We start from the raw sequence: 17,834 nt of genomic DNA on the forward strand, positions 1-17,834 counted from the left end.
GGTGTGGAGATGGGGGGACCCGCGGGTTTTGTTGTTGTCCTGTCTTGTTTTGCTCTGGGTGGACCTTCCTGTAGGTAATCGTTTTGGACTTTGCCTGCGGAACTAATTAACTCATCATCGCTACCCCGGTTCCTGCGCAGCAACCCCACTCCCGGATGCCTTCACCGCCATGGATGAATGGATCGACTATTACGATTCCACGCACACGATCTATGTGAGCAAGCTGCATCGCGACCGGCATTTCGCGGTGATTGCGCGGGACATCGCCGGCTACATCGCCTCGCCTGACGCGGTGGTGCTGGACTATGCCTGCGGGGAAGCGCTGTCAGCGGGGCGCGTGGCGGATGCGTGCGGCCTGCTCTATCTCGCCGAGCCCGCGCCTGGCGTGCGCGGCCGGCTGATCGCGCGCTTTGCGCCGAACACCAAGATCCGCGTGCGCTCGCTGGAGGACGTCAAAAAGATGGCGGAGAACTCCGTCGATCTCGTCGTGATGAATTCGGTGGCGCAGTACATGACGCCGGACGAGCTCGATGCCGCCTTTGCCACCATCAAGCGGATACTGAAGCCGTCCGGCCGCTTCGTGCTCGGCGACATCCTGCGCCCCGAGGTCGGCATGTTCAAGGATGTGCTGGCGCTGCTGCGTTTCGCGGCGAAGAACGGGTTCTTCAAGGACGCGCTGGTCGGCCTGGTCTCGACGGCGCTGTCCGACTATCGCGAGCTGCGCACGCGCGTCGGCTTGCAGCGCTACAGCGAGCAAGAGATCGCGGACAAGCTCGCAAGGTTCGGCTTCTCCGCCTCGCGCGCGCCCCACAATATCGGCCACAACCCCTGGCGCATGACGTTCGTGGCGCGGCCCGCGCTTGCCGCAACCTGAGGTTAGCGTTAGGGTTAACGACCGGTTGAGGTAGCCTGCCCGCGATGTTCTGGGCCATGATGCCGCTGGCCCGGTGGCGGAATGGAAGCGTCGACGCGGGAGCGGTGCATCGCTCTTTATCCTGGTTCAAATCCAGGCCGGGCCTCCAGCCTTCGCTGCTCCGCAGCTTCGGCTCGGCAAGCCCTCTGTGGCGAAGGCTGCCGCGGCGTAGCCGAAGGCGAAGCCGGGCGCCTCGGCAAACCCTTCACCCAACCTGTCCAGAGCAGCAAAATGCCCGTTGATGGCCCGTTTTTGGGGGTTTCGCGGGTGCGGAAACTGGTCTAAAGACCACCCGCGCGCGAGGGGTTCCTCACGCTGTCGGCACAAGGGGACGCGCGGCCAGCGCGCCCTTTTTTTGTGCCCAATTCCCGCATCCGTGAGACTTGATGCCCAAACGAACCGACATCTCCACCATCCTGATCATCGGCGCCGGTCCCATCGTGATCGGCCAGGCCTGCGAATTCGATTATTCCGGCACGCAAGCGGTCAAGGCGCTGAAGGAAGAGGGCTACCGTGTCGTCCTCGTCAATTCCAACCCGGCGACGATCATGACCGATCCGGAGCTGGCGGATTCCACCTATATCGAGCCGATCACGCCGGAGATCGTGGCGAAGATCATCGAGAAGGAGCGCAACGTCATTCCCGGCGGCTTCGCGCTGCTGCCGACCATGGGCGGCCAGACCGCGCTCAACTGCGCGCTGTCGCTGCGCAAGCAGGGCACGCTCGCCAAATTCGATATCGAGATGATCGGCGCTACCGCCGACGCCATCGACAAGGCCGAGGACCGCGGCCGCTTCCGCGAGGCCATGACCAGGATCGGCCTCGAGACCCCGCGCTCGACCCAGACCAAGAACCTGCCCGACGCGCTGCGCGCGCTCGACCACATCGGCCTGCCCGCCATCATCCGCCCCTCCTTCACCATGGGCGGCACCGGCGGCGGCATCGCCTACACCAAGGCCGAGTTCATTGAGATCGTCGAGCGCGGCATCGACGCCTCCCCCACCAACGAAGTCCTGATCGAGGAAAGCGTCCTCGGCTGGAAGGAATTCGAGATGGAGGTGGTGCGCGACAAGAAGGACAATTGCATCATCATCTGCTCGATCGAGAACCTCGATCCGATGGGCGTGCACACCGGCGATTCCATCACCGTCGCACCGGCGCTGACGCTCACCGACAAGGAATACCAGATCATGCGCGACGCCTCGATCGCGGTGCTGCGCGAGATCGGGGTGGAGACCGGCGGATCGAACGTGCAGTTCGGCATCAACCCGGCCGACGGCCGCATGGTCATCATCGAGATGAACCCGCGCGTGTCGCGCTCCTCGGCGCTGGCTTCGAAGGCGACCGGTTTCCCCATTGCCAAGGTCGCGGCCAAGCTCGCGATCGGCTACACGCTGGACGAGATCGCCAACGACATCACCGGCGGGGCGACGCCGGCCTCGTTCGAGCCGACCATCGACTACGTCGTCACGAAGATCCCGCGCTTTGCATTCGAGAAATTCCCGGGCGCCCAGCCGACGCTGACCACCTCGATGAAGTCGGTCGGCGAAGTCATGGCGATCGGCCGCACCTTCCAGGAAAGCCTGCAGAAGGCGCTGCGCGGCCTCGAGACGGGGCTGACCGGCCTCGACGAGATCGAGATCGAGGGCCTCGGCCGCGGCGACGACAAGAACGCGATCCGCGCCGCCTTGGGCACGCCGACGCCGAACCGCATCCTGCAGGTGGCGCAGGCGATGCGCCTCGGCTGGTCCAACGAGGACATCTTCAATTCCTGCAAGATCGATCCCTGGTTCCTGGCGGAGATGCGCGGCATCGTCGACATGGAAGCCAAGGTGCGCAGCAACGGCCTGCCGCCGAACGCCTTCGGCATGCGCATGCTGAAAGCCATGGGCTTTTCCGACGCACGGCTTGCCGTGCTCGCGGGCGTAACCGAGGCCGAACTTACCGCCAGGCGGCACGAGCTCCACGTCCGCCCGGTGTTCAAGCGCATCGACACCTGCGCGGCGGAATTCGCATCCCCCACGGCCTATATGTACTCGACCTACGAGGCACCGTTTGCCGGCCGCACGGCAGACGAGAGCGCGCCGTCGGACAGCAAAAAGGTCATCATCCTCGGCGGCGGGCCGAACCGCATCGGACAGGGCATCGAATTCGACTATTGCTGCTGCCACGCCTGCTTTGCGCTGGACGAGGCCGGCTACGAGACCATCATGATCAACTGCAATCCGGAGACGGTGTCGACCGACTACGACACCGCGGATCGCCTCTACTTCGAGCCGCTCACGGCCGAAGATGTGCTGGAGATCATCGCGACCGAACGCAAGAACGGCACGCTGCACGGCGTGATCGTGCAGTTCGGCGGCCAGACGCCGCTGAAGCTGGCGCGCGCGCTGGAAGCGGCCGAGGTGCCGATCCTCGGCACCTCGCCCGACGCGATCGACCTCGCCGAAGACCGCGACCGCTTCAAGCGCATCCTCGACAAGCTGCATCTCAAGCAGCCCAAGAACGGCATCGCATACTCCGTCGAGCAATCTCGCCTGGTCGCAGCCGATCTCGGCCTGCCGCTGGTGGTGCGCCCGTCCTACGTGCTCGGCGGCCGCGCCATGCAGATCATCCGCGAGGAGGAGCAACTCGACAATTACCTGCTCGGCACCCTGCCCGAGCTGGTGCCGGCCGACGTCAAGGCGCGCTATCCCAACGACAAGACCGGGCAGATCAACACCGTGCTCGGCAAGAACCCGCTGCTGTTCGACCGTTACCTGTCCGATGCGACCGAAGTCGACGTCGACTGCCTGTGCGACGGCAAGGACACCTTCATCGTCGGCATCATGGAGCACATCGAGGAAGCCGGCATCCACTCCGGCGACTCCGCCTGCTCGCTGCCGCCGCATTCGCTCGATGCGAAGACCATCGAGGAGCTGGAGCGGCAGACGCGTGAACTGGCCCTCGGCCTCGACGTGGTCGGCCTGATGAACGTGCAATACGCCATCAAGGACGGCGATATCTACGTGCTCGAGGTCAATCCGCGCGCCTCGCGCACGGTACCGTTCGTGGCCAAGGTGATCGGCACGCCGGTGGCGAAGATCGCCGCGCGCATCATGGCCGGCGAGAAGCTCGCCGACTTCAAGCTGAGGAAGAAGAAACTCGGCCATGTCGGCGTAAAGGAATCGGTCTTCCCCTTCGCGCGCGTCCCCGGCGTCGACACCGTGCTCGGCCCCGAGATGCGCTCGACCGGCGAGGTGATGGGCATCGATCGCTCCTTCGAGGTCGCATTCGCCAAGAGCCAGCTCGGCGGCGGCACGCGCGTGCCGCGCAAGGGCACGGTGTTCGTCTCGGTGCGCGGCGACGACAAAATGCGTATCGCGGACGCGGTGCGGCTGTTGCACTCGCTCGGCTTCAAGGTGATGGCAACCTCGGGCACGCAACGCTATCTCGCCGACAACGGCGTGCCGACCGAGAAGGTCAACAAGGTGCTGGAGGGCCGGCCGCACATCGTCGACGCCATCACCAATGGCGAAGTGCAGCTCGTCTTCAACACCACCGAGGGTCCGCAGGCGCTGGCGGACAGCCGCTCGCTGCGGCGCGCTGCCCTCTTGCATAAAGTGCCCTATTACACCACTCTTTCCGGTGCAAAGGCCGCGGCCCAGGGCATCCGCGCCTACCGGGACGGGGACCTTGAGGTCCGCACCCTGCAGAGCTACTTTTCCGAGAGTTGATCGCGTCCGGGGCGCAAGCCCCGCTAAGCGATTGGAAAACAAGCCGTTAGGCTGGAACTCACCGCTCTTGTGGACGTTGTGTCGGCCCCGGAAGGGGCCGAAACTGCTAAGGCTTTGGGTCCCCGGCAGGGGCGGCCAAAAGCCGAATCGACAATCGTTGCGTACGGGCCTCCAATGGACCGCACGGCCTTGAAGGACAGGAAAGATGGTTGAAAAGGTTCCGATGACGGCGACCGGCTATGCCGCGCTCGAGGAGGAATTGAAGCATCGCCAATCGGTGGATCGTCCGCGCATCATCGAACATATCGCGGAGGCGCGGTCGCATGGCGACCTGTCGGAGAACGCCGAATATCACGCCGCGAAGGAAGAGCAGTCGCACAACGAGGGCCGCATCGCGGAGATCGAGGACAAGCTCGCGCGCGCCGATATCATCGACATCACAAAACTGTCCGGCGACACCATCAAGTTCGGCGCCACCGTCACGCTGATCGACGAAGACACCGACAAGAAGGCGGTGTGGCAGATCGTCGGCGAGGTCGAGGCCGACGCCAAGAAGGGCCGCATCTCCATCACCTCGCCGCTGGCGCGCGCGCTGATCGGCAAGAAGAAGGGCACCACGGTGGAAGTGATGGCGCCGGGCGGCGCCAAGGCCTACGAGATCACCAAGGTGGAGTGGCGGTAGCGGACCGCCGCGTCGGATCCGCAAGTTGCGGGGAGCGGCATGCGACATCTTGCTTTCGCAGTCGCTCTCCTCGCGATGTCCGGACTGGCCGGCGTCGCCGTGCGCACCGCCGAGCTCGCCATTCCGCCGCATCAGCCAGCCGAAAGTCTCTCGATGCAGAAGGGCCTGCCGAATTGCAGCCGGTGGACCGACGAGTGCGTCACCTGCACGCGCGATGCCGGCGGCGAAGCGCCGGCATGCTCCAACATCGGCTTCGCCTGTCAGCCCAGGGCGATCCGTTGCATCGCTTCCGAAACGGGAAGTAACCCGGATCTCATCAGGTAACCCGCAGGTGACTGTTGCCGAGGAGGCGCGGGTCTGCAGCGCGTGTCAGCTAACACGATTGTGAGTTGGCGCTATTAGCTAACTTGTTAAGAGACTCGCGTTCGCGCGATCTTGCTGCGCTGCAAATCTCGCGGCGAAGCCGTCATTCAGATCCGCGCGTGATTTCACATGCCGGTGACGCAGGCCGGCTAGTGCGATAGTTCTACACGTCTGGGGTTCAACAAGGGGGATAACCGCATGGACCAATTCGACAAGATGCTGGAGAAGTGGCAGCCGGCAGCATTGAGCCTGCTCCGCTTCATCACGGGGCTGCTGCTGTTTCAATACGGCGTCGCCAAGTTCTTCAAGTTTCCGGTGCTGCCCTATTTCGCCAAGCTTCCGCCGATGATCGCTACCGCCGGCGCGCTTGAACTCGTGCTCGGCGCGCTCCTGATTATCGGCCTGTTCACGCGAATCTCTGCCTTCATCCTCTCGGGCCTGATGGCGTCCGCCTATTTCATCGGGCACATGTTCAAGGATCCCGCCAATCCCGTGTTCCACCCATTGCTCAATGGCGGCACACTCGCGATCCTGTTTTGCTTCGCCTGTCTCTATCTGTCGACGGCCGGCGGCGGGCCCTACAGCGTCGACGCGATGCGCAAGAAGTAGGGCGCAGCTCTTTCATCCGTTATTGCGAGCATAGCGAAGCAATCCAAAGCGCCACAAGCGGAGGCATGGATTGCTTCGTCGCTCTCGCTCCTCGCAACGACGGCGACGCCAGCCAAACTAGCTCCGCTTCAGCTCCAGCGGCACCGCGGCTTCGTATTTCGAATTGTGCAGCACCAGCGACGTTCTCACGTTGCGCACATGCGGTGCGGCGGTGAGATGCGTGACGAATTCCTGGAAGGTCGCCATGTCGGGCGCGACGCATTTCAGGATGAAGTCGACCTCGCCCGACAACATCCAGCATTCCCGCACCAGGGGTTCGCCGCGTACGAACTCCTCGAACGCGCGCAAATCCGCATCCGCCTGGCTGGACAGGTGCACCGAGGCGAACACCGTAACGTCAAAGCCGAGCCGGCGCGGATCGAGCAGGCCGCGATAGCCCTGGATGTAGCCCTCGTCTTCCAGGGTGCGGACCCGGCGCAGGCAGGGCGGCGGCGAAATGCCGACCCGTTTGGCCAGTTCCACATTGGTGATTCGACCGTCGGCCTGGATCTCGCTGAGGATTTTGAGATCGATTTCGTCCAGTTGCTTCGACACGGGCGCCGGGTTCCCTAGAGAGTGCAGTTCGGGGGTTTTCCCCCCGTAACTCTCTTACCGTAGGGCAAGCGGAATGCGCAATTTTATTTCGCGTGCACCGCCACAATTTTCACGAACACGGGAAAATTCAGAGAGATGGATTGCAAAACTTGCATAGCTTGCCACATGTCATAGACTTGGAAATGACAATTTCGGCGTCGCCGCGCTGCCTTTCCGGGCAGTTTGCGCGCCAGGCGCCGATCACCCCCCCTTCGAAAGCGCTGCGCATCATGTCCGCCCCCATCCATGCCAAGGTCGTCATCATCGGTTCCGGTCCTGCCGGATATTCGGCGGCGATTTACGCGGCGCGTGCAATGCTGGAGCCGGTCCTGATCCAGGGCATCCAGCCCGGTGGGCAGCTCACCATCACCACCGACGTCGAGAACTATCCTGGCTTCGCCGACGTCATCCAGGGACCGTGGCTGATGGAGCAGATGGAGAAGCAGGCGGCCCATGTCGGCACGAAGATCGTCACCGATCTCGTCACCAAGCTCGAGCTTGCGCAGCGGCCGTTCCGCCTGACCTGCGACAGCGGCGACGTCTATCTCGCCGAGACCGTGATCCTCGCCACCGGCGCGCAGGCGCGCTGGCTTGGCCTGCCGTCGGAGGAGAAGTTCAAGGGCTTTGGCGTTTCCGCCTGCGCCACCTGCGACGGCTTCTTCTATCGGGCCAAGGAAGTGATCGTGGTCGGCGGCGGCAACACCGCGGTCGAGGAGGCGCTCTTCCTCACCAACTTCGCTTCCAAGGTCACCGTGGTGCACCGGCGCAACCACTTCCGCGCCGAACGCATCCTGCAGGACCGGCTGTTCAAGAACCCGAAGATCTCCGTGGTCTGGGACAGCGCCATCGACGAAATCAAGGGCGAGGAGAATCCGAGCAAGGTCACGTCCGTGCGGCTGAAGAACGTCAAGACCGGCGCACTTTCGGAGGTTGCTGCGGAGGGCGTCTTCATCGCCATCGGACACGCACCGGCGACCGAACTGGTGAAAGGCCAGATCAAACTGAAACCGTCCGGCTATGTGGAGGTGGCGCCGAACTCGACCGCCACCTCGGTACCGGGATTGTTTGCCGCGGGCGACGTCGCTGACGAAACCTACCGGCAGGCGGTCACGGCCGCGGGCCTCGGCTGCATGGCAGCGCTCGAGGCCGAACGTTTCATTGCGCTGCGGGCGAGCGATCGCGCGGCGGCAGAATAGAGATAGCGGCAGAAAAACAATGGCACGATCCAGGGACGGATTCACGGATATGGACTGGGACAAGCTGAAGGTGTTCCACGCCGCGGCGGAAGCTGGCAGCTTCACGCATGCGGGCGAACAGCTCGGCCTGTCGCAATCGGCGGTCTCGCGTCAGGTCAGCGCGCTGGAACAGGAGCTTTCGGTCTCGCTGTTCCATCGCCACGCCCGCGGCCTCATCCTCACCGAGCAGGGCGACCTCCTGTTCCGCACCGCGCATGACGTGTTCATGCAGCTGCAGGCGGCGCGCGCCAAGCTCACCGACAGCCGCGAGCGGCCGAGCGGCGATCTGAAGATCACAACGCCGCCTGCGCTCGGCATCAACTGGCTGGTACCGCGGCTCGACGAGTTCACCGCGCTCTATCCCGACATCCGCATCTCGCTGATCGTCACCGACGAGGAACTCGACCTGTCGATGCGCGAGGCGGACGTCGCCATCCGCACCCGCAAGCCGACCCAGCCGGACCTGATCCAGCGCAAGCTGTTCTCGATCGGCTTCCACGCCTATTGCTCGCCGGAATACATCAAGCGTTTCGGCACGCCGCGGACGCTCGACGATCTCGACCAGCACCGCATCATCATGTTGAGCGACTCCCAGGTGCCGACACACCTGCAAAACCGCAGCTGGCTGATCGAAGCGGGCCGCAACGGTTCCGGACCGCGCGAGGCCTTTTTCAAGGTCAACAACATCCTCGGCCTCGTCCGCGCCTGCCAGCAGGGCCTCGGCATCGCCGCGCTGCCGGACTACCTCGTCGAGGACAACAACCGCCTGGTGCAGCTGTTCGGCGAGTCCGACTCGATGCAGATCGACACCTACTTCGTTTACCCCGAAGAGCTGAAGACGGTCGCGCGGGTGCAGGTGTTCCGCGACTTCGTGGTCAGCAAGGCGCAGCGCTGGCCGTCTTGATTGCTCCGAGTGCTCGCGTTCCGCACCGGCCCCCGGAGTCCGCATGTCTGACATGCGGCTCGGGTGCTTGCTGCATGGCGAGGGGACACCCCATAATGACCATACGCTGAGCTTTCGCGTTACGCATTGTCCCCCTCCTCCAGTGGCGCGAGCGTTCAGTAATCCCTCTTGGAAGGTGATTGTGTCGGCCTCACGTGGCCAATACCTAAGCCGGGCTCTTTCGAGCCCGGCTTTTTTTTGTGAGCAGGACGGCACTTTCCTGATCGCAACCAAAGCGCCCGCGCTGCGATGTCACGCCGTTGACACAAGGCGCGACGGCCCGCATGATCGAATCATGATCAAGTTTTCGTGTGTCGCAGCGCAGGTGAAAAAAAATCCCCGCCCGGGGACTTGCGATCGCGCGCGCTGAAAACTCGAGAAAGCCCGACCGATCCCAAAACCCCGCCGTTCGGACGGGGTTTTTTGTTGGTCCCGTCTCCGGCTCAACCAAGCGAAGGAGAAGGACCATGAGTGACTTACGAGAGCAATTGCGCGGCCTGTGGCTGCCGCTGGTGACGCCGTTTCGCGGCGACGAGCTGGACGAGGCATCGCTGCGGCGGCTGGTGCGGCACTACGCAAGCCTGCCGGTGGACGGGTTCATCCTCGCCGCGACGTCCGGCGAAGGCATGTCGCTCGGCGCGAGCGAGCTGGAGCGGCTGGTTTCGATCACGCGCGCCGAGAGCGCCGCGAGCCGGCGCTACATTCCGATCTGCGTGGGGCTGTCGGGTGCGAGCACCCACAAGATGATCGATGCGCTGGACGAGACGGCGGCTTGGCCGATCGACGGCTACCTGATCGCAAGTCCCTATTACACGCGGCCCTCGCAACGCGGCCTGCTGCAGCACTTCACCGCGCTTGCCGACCATGCCTCCTGGCCGATCGTGCTCTACAACATCCCCTATCGCACCGCCGTGCGCATCGACAACGACACGCTGCTCGCGCTGGCCGAGCATCCGAACATCGCCGGCATGAAGGACTGCTGCGCCGACCGCGCGCAGTCGGTCGACCTGCTGCGCCGCCGGCCGGCCGGCTTTCGCGTGCTGACCGGGGAGGACGCGGAGTATCACAACGCGCTGGTCGATGGCGCCGACGGCGCGATCCTGCTCTCTGCCCACGTCGAGACCGCAGCCTTCGCCGCGGTGCGCATGCTACTCTGGGAAGGCAACCAGGAGGCAGCGCAGGCGCAGTGGCGCGAGGTCTCGGAGCTGACGCGGCTGTTGTTCACCGAGCCCAGCCCCTCGCCGGCCAAGCACTGGCTGTGGCGCTGCGGCCTGATCGACAGCCCCGAGGTGCGGCTGCCGATGGTGGAGGTGAGCAGCGAGCTTGCCGCCTCGCTCGACCGCGAGATCGAGCGGCGCGCCGCGCTGCAGTTGCGGAGGGCGTAGCCGCAGCAGGGACGATCCAGCTCTCCCTCGGGAGAGGTGAAGCGAGCGGCGTGGTTAAGCGGCGGTGAATTCGTTCGCTCGACTTTGCACCACGCCGCGGCGGCAACCTTAAAACCTTTGTCGTATGGATGTCCCCATAACGACAAGAACGGGGGGCTATCGTGTCGACCAATCCGAACATTGCGACCTACGAACGCGCGCAGCGCACCAACGACGTCATGATCGTGTCGTCATTCGCGCTGTGGGCAATGCTGATCGGCTTCGTGCCGGTCGCGGCCTTGCGCCTGCTCGGCGCCTGACGACAGACGGGGCTGCCGCGGTTAAACCGCGGTAGCACCTGTGTTCAAATGCGAGCGAAAGCGCGGCCGAGATATTAAAACGTGCCGCCTATCGTCTGACGACAACGAGAACAAAAAACGCGGGGGCGCGTCGTGGACAATCAACAGAATCTCGCCGTCATCGATCAGCCGGAGCTGCCGGCCCTGCCGGCCTTCGACCGCAAGGTACTGCAGCCGAAGGGCTTCACGATCGAGGACGTCCTGTGGGCCGTCGGCATCTGGTCGGTGCTGCTGACCATGTCGCCGGTGATCTTCTTCTACATGCTGATGGTCGCGTAATCGGATAAAGAAAAACGCGCGGAAGCGCCGCGCGTTTTTGCACGCCGCAGGCGGGCGCCGGCGCTTACGCCGCCTGCTTGTGCATGGCGCCGGTCGACGGCGCCGCACCGCGGATCGCCTTCACCGAGCGTTCGATCGCCGCCCACAGGCGCGCGATCTCGGCCGCCGCGCGGCCTTCGGCGTAGTATTCGCGGGCGCCCTCGCCATGGCTCAGCGCCATCAGGAGGTCGGCGCGGTTGGTGATCTGGCCGCCCCACACCGGCGCGCGGAATTTCGTCAGCGACTCGCGGGCGATGGCGACGATCGGGCTCTCCAGCCCGTCGCGCTGCGCCGGCGCGCCGTTGAGCACCACTGCATAGGGCTTGCGGGCCGAGCGGCACATCTGAATGGTTTCCTGCACCGCGTTGACGTCGAACACGCCCGGACGAGCGGGAATGATCACCATGGTGGCGTTCTTGATCGAATCGTCCACCACCGCCGACAGATTCGGCGGCGTGTCGATGAAGACCCATTCCATGCCGTCGCGCTTGGCCGCGGCGATGATCTCTCCGACGGAACGAACGGCGGTGCGGATCGGCGGTTCGTTGGTGCCGCGCAGTTTGTGCCAGAGCGTCAGCGACCCCTGCGGATCGCCGTCGACCAACAGACATGGTCTTGTGGATTTGTGGACATGCGCAGCAAGGTGTGCGGCCAGGGTGCTTTTGCCCGAGCCCCCCTTACGCGATGCAAAAACAATGACGTTCATTCCCTTGGCCTCCAGATTGACCCCAGATGCCAAAAATGAATCAGCGGAGTGATTCGTCAAAGAAGAATTTGCGGGCAATTTCGGGCGAAGCTCCTGAATCGCCTGCACAGTTGGCTTTTGAGTCACACCGGGTGTCCGGAACGGCCCAAAGTCGAACCGGACGAGTCGCTTGGCGGTCTAGCGCGCGTTCCTCGCGCGCTCCCTTGCGATCCACCTGCGCTCAACCCAAGCGAGCGCGCGCACCAGAGGCGGCTGCAGCACCGGGACATCCTGTGCGAACAAAAGGAGTCCGAGCGGCAGCATCCAGAACCCGAGCACGGGCAGGAACGACAGAAAGCCGCCGACGACGAGCAGACCCGCCAGCGGGAATCGCACCAGCCGCGACGAGGGCCGGCGCAGCCAGTTGAGGAAGCGCGCCGGCCCGGCCGGCAGCTTGGCCTCGAACCATGCGAAATGCCGGTCGAGTTCGATCTGGTATTTGACACTCAATGAAGTTTCTCCACGCCCCACCGGAGGAAATGGCAATCGCTGCCGGCGCGGCAAGGCGTCAGTCTGTCGCGGGAACCGGCTTGAAGGGCGACCGCGCGTTTCCGGCCCCGCAGGCAAGTCAGGTCGCAGCCGGCTTGGCGGGCTTTTTCGCCTTTTTCGCCTTGGTGCTGGTCGTCGGCTTGACCGGCTTGCGCGCCACCGGCCGGATGTCGGTCGGCGGCCCGGAGGCAGCCTGGCCCGGCGCCGGACCTGGACGGAAGAAGCGGCGGCATTCCGGCGAGAGCTGCGACTTCCGCGCGATCATGCAAGCGGTGATGCGATCGACATCGGGAATGTAGTTTCCGCACAGCCGCATCGCATCCGGCGTGCAGGCCTGCTGCTGTTCGGCGGTATAGGCTAATGCGGAAGTGGAAAGGACGGACGCGAAAAGCGCTGCTGCAAGCGCGGGGCCGAAATGAAAAGCCCCTCTGCCAATACCGTTCATGAATCCCCCGAAGCGAAAGCCCGGCGGGAATAGTGGGTGATGGTCTGCTGATTGGCAAGCCGGCGCAAAGGTAGCTTCACTGAACAATTCCATCAGAGGTGACGGCGAACTCGGTGGAGCTGGTACAGTTGGGTGGGCTCGAACCACCGACCTCCTGTTCCACAGACAGGCGCTCTAACCAACTGAGCTACAACTGCATCCGACGGCCCCCGAAAAGGGGGCTCGATTTGGCCGGAAACTAGGTGCAACGACCGGCTTTGGCAAGGCCGGAACAGCGCCAGTTTCGATGTCGTCCCTGCGAACGCAGCGACCCATAACCACCGCTGTTTGAGGCTGAAAAAAGCCGTCGAACTGCGTCTTCCGACACATCCGCCGCGGTGCACGGGTCCCTGCTTTCCGCAGGGACGACAGCACGGCGCAAAAAGGCCCGGACCGGCGGGTCCGGGCCTCTCGTCAAGTCAAAACGAAAATCAGGCAGCCGGCTTGTAATACTTGGCGGCGGTCGCCTTGATCGGCTCGGCGGTCTCGGTCGCGATCTTCTGGCCGAGCTCGGCGAGCTCCTTGGCCTGCGCGGTGAAGGTCTCGACCTGCTTCTTGGTCTGCGAGGTCCACAGCTCCAGCGCTTCGGCCGGCGTCTTCACGCCGAACAGCTCCTGGGCGAAGTCCAGCGAGGTGGTGGTGTTGGCCTTGACGAATTCCATCACCTTGGCGGAGTAGGCGCTGGCGCCCTTGTTGACGCTGGTGAAGACGGCCTCGATCGCGCCGTTATGGGCTTCGGCGGCGTCCTTGAACTTGGCGTAGTTGTCGCGGGCCTGCGAGACGCCCTTCTCGGCGAAAGCGCGGACCTGCTCGGGAACTTCAAACGGGATGATGGAGGCGGAGAAGGGATCGTTGGCCATGTAGGGGCATCCTTTGGGCGTGAGTTGAATCCTAACGTGACCCCATGCGTGCATCCCGGGGCGATGCGCCGGGGCGACGAACTAGATCACTCTGCACTTGCGGAAGTCTGGGGGCGCCCTCATCGGGCGAGCACATAGAACACCCTTATCATGTCAATTTTGTGCAACGCAATGCAAAATGTTGCGATGCGACATGACTATAATTGTGATGCTCCATAATTGAATCCGGACCGGACGCATTCCGGACCGGCGAGTTCCATTCGCCCTTGAACAAGCTCAGCTTTTCGGCCTCGTGGCATCCATCGCTGCACGGCTGACGATCTGGCCCATTTCGCTGGCCTGCTCGGCCAAGGCGCGCATCTGGGACTGCACATATTCGCTGTGCAACTTCATCACCTCCGGCAGATCCTTGGCCTTGAGCAGCGACTGCGCGTAGTCGAGGGAGGCCTGCACGTTCTTCTCGGCATAGGAGACGGCCTTGCTGCCGATCTCCTTGGCCCCGGCGCGGACGCTGTCGCGCCGCTCCTCGGCATTTCCGGCGGCCGTCTTGGCGCTCTCCATGAACTTGTCGAACGCCTTGCGGGCCTGATCGAAGCTGGCCTCCGCCATCGTGCGCATATCCTTCGGAATTGCGAAAGGGTCACGTCCATCGTCACTCATGGGGCACTCCTGTTTCACCGTTCGGCACGTCCGTCCCGGGCCACGAACCGCCGGCCCGACGTTCCCGGCATCGTGGACCTCCCCCAGGACGTTTGCAAAGCCTAACGCCGGCGGCACCGGAAAGCTCCGGGCCGGATTAAGGTTATCGGCGGGCGAGCGTGGACCTTGCCCCCGCCCGCGGGCGATACTAACGGGACGTTAATTTCCACCGTCGCGGCGGCGACAGAACGAAACAGCGCGGTCAAACCAGGTCGATGAGGGATGCGGATTTCAGGGCGTTGGGCGCGAGCGATCCTCGCCTCGCGGCCCATGCGGATGGCGCCCTCCCCGCCTGGCTGTGGTCCGCCGACGGCGCGCGGATCCTGTGGACCAACCCCATCGGCGCCGACGCGTTCGGCGCGCGCGACGCCGCGCAGCTGAGCGAAAAGACCTTCGGCCCCGCCGATCCGCACCGCCGCCAGATCGCGCAACTCGCCACGCACCTCAATCCGAACGGTGCGGTGCGCATGGAGCGGTTGCGCGGATTCGGCGCGGCACCCGGAATGCTCGCGACATGCAGCTGCGCGCGGATCGATTTTCCGGACGGCCGCCACGGCGTCCTGGTCGTTTCGTTCGTGAGGGTCGCGCGAAAGAACAAACCGCAAGGGACAGCCACCATGACACCCGCCGACGTGACGAGCGAACCCGGCGCAGGGCCGGCCGCGCCTGCGCCGATCGCCGACTATGAAACGCCCGCGCAATCGAACGAAGCGCCCGCCGAGTTCGCGCTGTTCGATGCCTTCGCCGAAGAGCACGAACCTCCGGCTCAATCGCCCGCGGAAAGCGAGCCGCCGCCACCCGCCGCCGATCATGCAGATGAAGATCTGCCCATGAGCAAACGCCGTCATCCGTTGCGCTTCAAATGGCAGACCGATCGCGAGGACCGCTTCACGCTCGGTTCCGATGAATTCCTGAAGCTGATCGGTCCGCTGACGGAGGCCTGCGTGGGCAGGCCGTGGCGCGAGATCGCCGATACCCTCGGCCTCGATCCCGACGCACGCGTGCGCGACGCGCTGGCCGCGCGCAACGCGTTCAGCGGCGTCGAGCTGAACTGGCCGGTGGACGGCGGCTATCTGCCCGTGGAGTTCTCCGGCGTGCCCTCGCTCGACGGCGAGCGCAACTTCGCGGGCTACCAGGGCTTTGGCATTTGCCGCGACCTCTCCGGCCTTTCGCGTCTCGAGCTGCTGCGGCGGCACGGCATCTCCATTTCCCCGCTCAGCCCGCCGCCGCCTTCGCCCGACGATCTCGGACCCTGCGCGGAGGAAATTGCAGAGGACGTCGTTCCGGAGCACTCGCATGCGACCGGCCTTGCGGGGCACGCGGACATGCCTGCCGAATCCCTCGAAGCATCCCCGGCCCCGACGTCGTCCGAAGCATCGGCAGAGACTGCGGCCGGTCCGCCGGACAACGTGCTGCCGTTCCGCCCGGTCGGCGAGACCAAGCCGCCGGTGCTGACGCCGGTGGAGAACAGCGCCTTCAACGAGCTCGCCCGCCAATTGTCGGAGCGGCTCGACAATGGCGGCCATGACGAGGCGACCGCGCCGGCGGAGACGATCGTCACCGAGCCCGAAATCGCAGCAAGCCCACCCCCGCCGAGCGAGCGCCCCGATTGGCTGGCGCCGCCGGAGCCGCCGGCGCGCGGGCAGTCGCGGCGCGACAAGGCGCTGCTCGACCTGCTGCCCGCGGGCGTGCTGGTCTACCGGCTCGACCGGCTGCTCTACGCCAACCCGGCGTTCCTGAGGCGCATCGGCTATGACAGCGTGCACGCGCTGGAAGAGGCCGGCGGCCTCGATGCGCTTTATGTCGAGCCTGGCGTCTCCTCCTCGAGCAGCACCTCGGAAGCCGGCACGCCGGTGACGATTTCGGCAAGCCACGCAGAGGATCGGAGCGGCGAGCCGACGGCAACTGCGGCGCGCTTGCATACCATCGCCTGGGACGACGATGCCGCGCTGGCGCTGATCTGCTCGGAAGGTCCGGTCGATGCCGCGCCCGTGCCCGTGCCGGTGCCTGCCGCCGCGCCGGAGCCGGTGGCGGAAGCCCCGCCCACCAATGCGGGCGAAGCCGACGCCGAAGAGCTCGGCGCCATCCTCGACACCACGACCGAGGGCATCGTGATGTTCGACGAGCAGGGCAACGTCACCGCCTGCAACCGCAGCGCCGAGGCGCTGTTCGGCTATGACGGCGGCGAGTTCGTCACGCGCAATCTCGCCGACCTGTTCGCGCCGGAAAGCCGGCACGCCGTGTTCGAGTATTTTGCCGGCGTGAAGTCCGCCGGCGTTTCCAGCCTGCTCGATCATGGCCGCGAGACGCTCGGCCGCGTCCGCCAGGGCGGCTACATTCCGCTGTCGATCACCATCGGCCGCACCCGCGCCGAGGGCCCCAACTTCTTCGCCGTGTTCCGCGACCTCTCGCAGAGCCGCAAGAGCGAAGGTGAATTGCAGCAGGCCAGGCGCCTCACCGAACGCGCGGCGAACGCCAAGTCCGACATGCTGGCGAAGATCAGCCACGAGCTGCGTGCACCGCTCAACGCCATCATCGGCTTTGCCGAGGTGATGATCGGTGAGCGCTTCGGCGCGCTCGGCAACGCGCGCTATGCCGAATATCTGAAGGACATCCGCGCCTCCGGCCAGCGGGTGATCTCCTTCATCGACGACCTCGTCGACCTGTCGCGGATCGAGACCGGCAAGCTCGACCTCTCCTTCACAAGCCAGAACCTCAACGAACTCGTGGAGAACTGCGTCGCCGTGATGCAGCCGCAGGCCAACCGCGAGCGCATCATCATCCGCACCTCGCTGGCGCATTCGCTGCCGCCGGTCGTTGCCGATACACGCGCGCTGCGCCAGATCGCGATGAACCTGATCGGCAATTCGATACATCTGGCGAAGGCCGGCGGCCAGGTGATCGTATCGACGGCGGTGTCCGACTTCGGCGAAGTGGTGCTGCGGGTGCGCGATACCGGTCAGGCGATGAACGACAACCAGGTCGCCGCGGCCCTCGAGCCGTTCCGCACGCGCGGTGTATCCGACCATGCCGCCGACATCTCCGCCGTCAGCCTGTCGCTGACCAAAGCCCTGGTCGAGGCCAACCGCGCGCAATTCCACATCAAGCCCGGGCCGCATACCGGCACGCTGGTCGAAGTGGTGTTTGGCCGCGCGGTGGCGCGGGCGTGAGCCGAGCGTCGGCTCCGCCGTCATTGCAAGCTGCTTCGCTTCGCTCGCAATCACGGTGGAGACATGCGCTCTCATTCTCACGGCTTGGATTCGCCTGAGTTTTGCAATTTTGTTTGCTCCCTCTTGAAAAGAGGGCGCGGAGAAGGCCGGGCGCCGGCTGCGCCCGCAGCACCGTGTGCAACGGGTAGTAAAGAACGCACACGGATTTGACAGGTACAGCCAGGACATCCCGACCTTCCCCGCGCAATGGTT

The 17,834-nt window shown here is 64.7% G+C and carries 17 protein-coding genes and 2 tRNA genes; 12 read left to right on the top strand and 7 right to left on the bottom strand.

The features are described from left to right. Positions 1–169: 169 nt before the first annotated feature. From ACT4OC_RS11495 to ACT4OC_RS11520, 6 genes are all read left to right on the top strand, one after another. Positions 170–874: a class I SAM-dependent methyltransferase gene (locus tag ACT4OC_RS11495; RefSeq protein ID WP_444839108.1), complete on the top strand. Its 705-nt coding sequence runs from the start codon at positions 170–172 to the stop codon at positions 872–874. Positions 875–941: 67 nt separating this feature from the next. Next, positions 942–1,022: transfer RNA gene (locus ACT4OC_RS11500), tRNA-His, on the top strand. 277 nt (positions 1,023–1,299) lie between these two features. Next, positions 1,300–4,629 carry a carbamoyl-phosphate synthase large subunit gene (gene carB, locus ACT4OC_RS11505; protein ID WP_444839109.1) on the top strand — a complete coding sequence of 1,110 codons (3,330 nt, stop codon included), beginning with the start codon at positions 1,300–1,302 and terminating at the stop codon, positions 4,627–4,629. A gap of 205 nt (positions 4,630–4,834) precedes the next feature. After that, positions 4,835–5,311 carry a transcription elongation factor GreA gene (gene greA / locus ACT4OC_RS11510; protein ID WP_444839110.1) on the top strand — a complete coding sequence of 159 codons (477 nt, stop codon included), beginning with the start codon at positions 4,835–4,837 and terminating at the stop codon, positions 5,309–5,311. A gap of 39 nt (positions 5,312–5,350) precedes the next feature. Further along, a complete protein-coding gene (locus ACT4OC_RS11515) occupies positions 5,351–5,635 on the top strand; it encodes a hypothetical protein (protein ID WP_444839111.1) in 285 nt (94 codons plus the stop codon). Positions 5,636–5,872: 237 nt separating this feature from the next. Further along, positions 5,873–6,283, top strand: coding sequence for a DoxX family protein (locus ACT4OC_RS11520; protein WP_444839112.1), 411 nt, complete (start codon positions 5,873–5,875; stop codon positions 6,281–6,283). A 117-nt stretch (positions 6,284–6,400) separates the two neighbouring features. Here the strand turns inward: ACT4OC_RS11520 and ACT4OC_RS11525 are convergent, their stop codons facing one another. After that, the gene (locus ACT4OC_RS11525) at positions 6,401–6,877 is read right to left on the bottom strand and encodes an Lrp/AsnC family transcriptional regulator (protein WP_444839113.1); all 477 of its coding nucleotides are present in this window, start codon (positions 6,875–6,877) and stop codon (positions 6,401–6,403) included. Positions 6,878–7,146: 269 nt separating this feature from the next. Here ACT4OC_RS11525 and trxB point away from each other — a divergent pair, with 269 nt between their 5' ends. The 5 genes from trxB to ACT4OC_RS11550 all read left to right on the top strand — a co-directional run bounded on the left by trxB (position 7,147) and on the right by ACT4OC_RS11550 (position 11,096). Continuing rightward, positions 7,147–8,112 (top strand): thioredoxin-disulfide reductase, encoded by a 966-nt coding sequence (gene trxB, locus ACT4OC_RS11530; protein WP_444839114.1) that lies wholly within the window; start codon positions 7,147–7,149, stop codon positions 8,110–8,112. A gap of 19 nt (positions 8,113–8,131) precedes the next feature. Continuing rightward, positions 8,132–9,055: a LysR family transcriptional regulator gene (locus ACT4OC_RS11535; RefSeq protein WP_444839115.1), complete on the top strand. Its 924-nt coding sequence runs from the start codon at positions 8,132–8,134 to the stop codon at positions 9,053–9,055. Between the two features lie 506 nt (positions 9,056–9,561). After that, positions 9,562–10,479, top strand: a complete 918-nt coding sequence (gene dapA, locus ACT4OC_RS11540) for a 4-hydroxy-tetrahydrodipicolinate synthase (protein ID WP_444839116.1) — start codon at positions 9,562–9,564, stop codon at positions 10,477–10,479. Between the two features lie 161 nt (positions 10,480–10,640). Beyond that, complete coding sequence (locus ACT4OC_RS11545) at positions 10,641–10,778, top strand: hypothetical protein (RefSeq protein ID WP_444839117.1); 138 nt, start codon at positions 10,641–10,643, stop codon at positions 10,776–10,778. Positions 10,779–10,910: 132 nt separating this feature from the next. Next, a complete protein-coding gene (locus ACT4OC_RS11550) occupies positions 10,911–11,096 on the top strand; it encodes a hypothetical protein (RefSeq protein ID WP_444839124.1) in 186 nt (61 codons plus the stop codon). A 64-nt stretch (positions 11,097–11,160) separates the two neighbouring features. Here ACT4OC_RS11550 and ACT4OC_RS11555 read toward each other — a convergent pair whose 3' ends face one another. The 6 genes from ACT4OC_RS11555 to ACT4OC_RS11580 all read right to left on the bottom strand — a co-directional run bounded on the left by ACT4OC_RS11555 (position 11,161) and on the right by ACT4OC_RS11580 (position 14,373). Beyond that, complete coding sequence (locus tag ACT4OC_RS11555) at positions 11,161–11,841, bottom strand: AAA family ATPase (RefSeq protein WP_444839118.1); 681 nt, start codon at positions 11,839–11,841, stop codon at positions 11,161–11,163. Positions 11,842–12,018: 177 nt separating this feature from the next. Next, positions 12,019–12,330, bottom strand: a complete 312-nt coding sequence (locus tag ACT4OC_RS11560) for a hypothetical protein (protein WP_444839119.1) — start codon at positions 12,328–12,330, stop codon at positions 12,019–12,021. Between the two features lie 118 nt (positions 12,331–12,448). Further along, on the bottom strand, positions 12,449–12,814 hold the full coding sequence (locus ACT4OC_RS11565) for a hypothetical protein (protein WP_444839120.1): 366 nt from the start codon (positions 12,812–12,814) through the stop codon (positions 12,449–12,451). Between the two features lie 120 nt (positions 12,815–12,934). Further along, positions 12,935–13,011, bottom strand: a tRNA-His gene (locus tag ACT4OC_RS11570). A gap of 273 nt (positions 13,012–13,284) precedes the next feature. Continuing rightward, positions 13,285–13,713 (bottom strand): phasin, encoded by a 429-nt coding sequence (locus ACT4OC_RS11575; RefSeq protein WP_444839121.1) that lies wholly within the window; start codon positions 13,711–13,713, stop codon positions 13,285–13,287. Between the two features lie 276 nt (positions 13,714–13,989). Then, positions 13,990–14,373, bottom strand: coding sequence for a phasin family protein (locus tag ACT4OC_RS11580; protein WP_444839122.1), 384 nt, complete (start codon positions 14,371–14,373; stop codon positions 13,990–13,992). A gap of 254 nt (positions 14,374–14,627) precedes the next feature. Between ACT4OC_RS11580 and ACT4OC_RS11585 the strand changes: the two genes are divergently transcribed. Further along, positions 14,628–17,582: a PAS domain S-box protein gene (locus ACT4OC_RS11585; RefSeq protein ID WP_444839123.1), complete on the top strand. Its 2,955-nt coding sequence runs from the start codon at positions 14,628–14,630 to the stop codon at positions 17,580–17,582. Positions 17,583–17,834: the final 252 nt, after the last annotated feature.

Origin of the sequence: Bradyrhizobium sp. (assembly GCF_052389815.1) — a bacterium.
Classification (GTDB): Bacteria; Pseudomonadota; Alphaproteobacteria; order Rhizobiales; family Xanthobacteraceae; genus Bradyrhizobium.

Bases quoted from the DNA above. Each gene is read 5' to 3' on its own strand.
- ACT4OC_RS11495 (WP_444839108.1), top strand. From the start codon at position 170: ATGGATGAATGGATCGACTATTACGATTCCACGCACACGATCTATGTG.
- carB (WP_444839109.1), top strand. From the start codon at position 1,300: ATGCCCAAACGAACCGACATCTCCACCATCCTGATCATCGGCGCCGGT.
- greA (WP_444839110.1), top strand. From the start codon at position 4,835: ATGGTTGAAAAGGTTCCGATGACGGCGACCGGCTATGCCGCGCTCGAG.
- ACT4OC_RS11515 (WP_444839111.1), top strand. From the start codon at position 5,351: ATGCGACATCTTGCTTTCGCAGTCGCTCTCCTCGCGATGTCCGGACTG.
- ACT4OC_RS11520 (WP_444839112.1), top strand. From the start codon at position 5,873: ATGGACCAATTCGACAAGATGCTGGAGAAGTGGCAGCCGGCAGCATTG.
- trxB (WP_444839114.1), top strand. From the start codon at position 7,147: ATGTCCGCCCCCATCCATGCCAAGGTCGTCATCATCGGTTCCGGTCCT.
- ACT4OC_RS11535 (WP_444839115.1), top strand. From the start codon at position 8,132: ATGGCACGATCCAGGGACGGATTCACGGATATGGACTGGGACAAGCTG.
- dapA (WP_444839116.1), top strand. From the start codon at position 9,562: ATGAGTGACTTACGAGAGCAATTGCGCGGCCTGTGGCTGCCGCTGGTG.
- ACT4OC_RS11555 (WP_444839118.1), bottom strand. From the start codon at position 11,841: ATGAACGTCATTGTTTTTGCATCGCGTAAGGGGGGCTCGGGCAAAAGC.
- ACT4OC_RS11565 (WP_444839120.1), bottom strand. From the start codon at position 12,814: ATGAACGGTATTGGCAGAGGGGCTTTTCATTTCGGCCCCGCGCTTGCA.
- ACT4OC_RS11575 (WP_444839121.1), bottom strand. From the start codon at position 13,713: ATGGCCAACGATCCCTTCTCCGCCTCCATCATCCCGTTTGAAGTTCCC.
- ACT4OC_RS11580 (WP_444839122.1), bottom strand. From the start codon at position 14,373: ATGAGTGACGATGGACGTGACCCTTTCGCAATTCCGAAGGATATGCGC.
- ACT4OC_RS11585 (WP_444839123.1), top strand. From the start codon at position 14,628: ATGAGGGATGCGGATTTCAGGGCGTTGGGCGCGAGCGATCCTCGCCTC.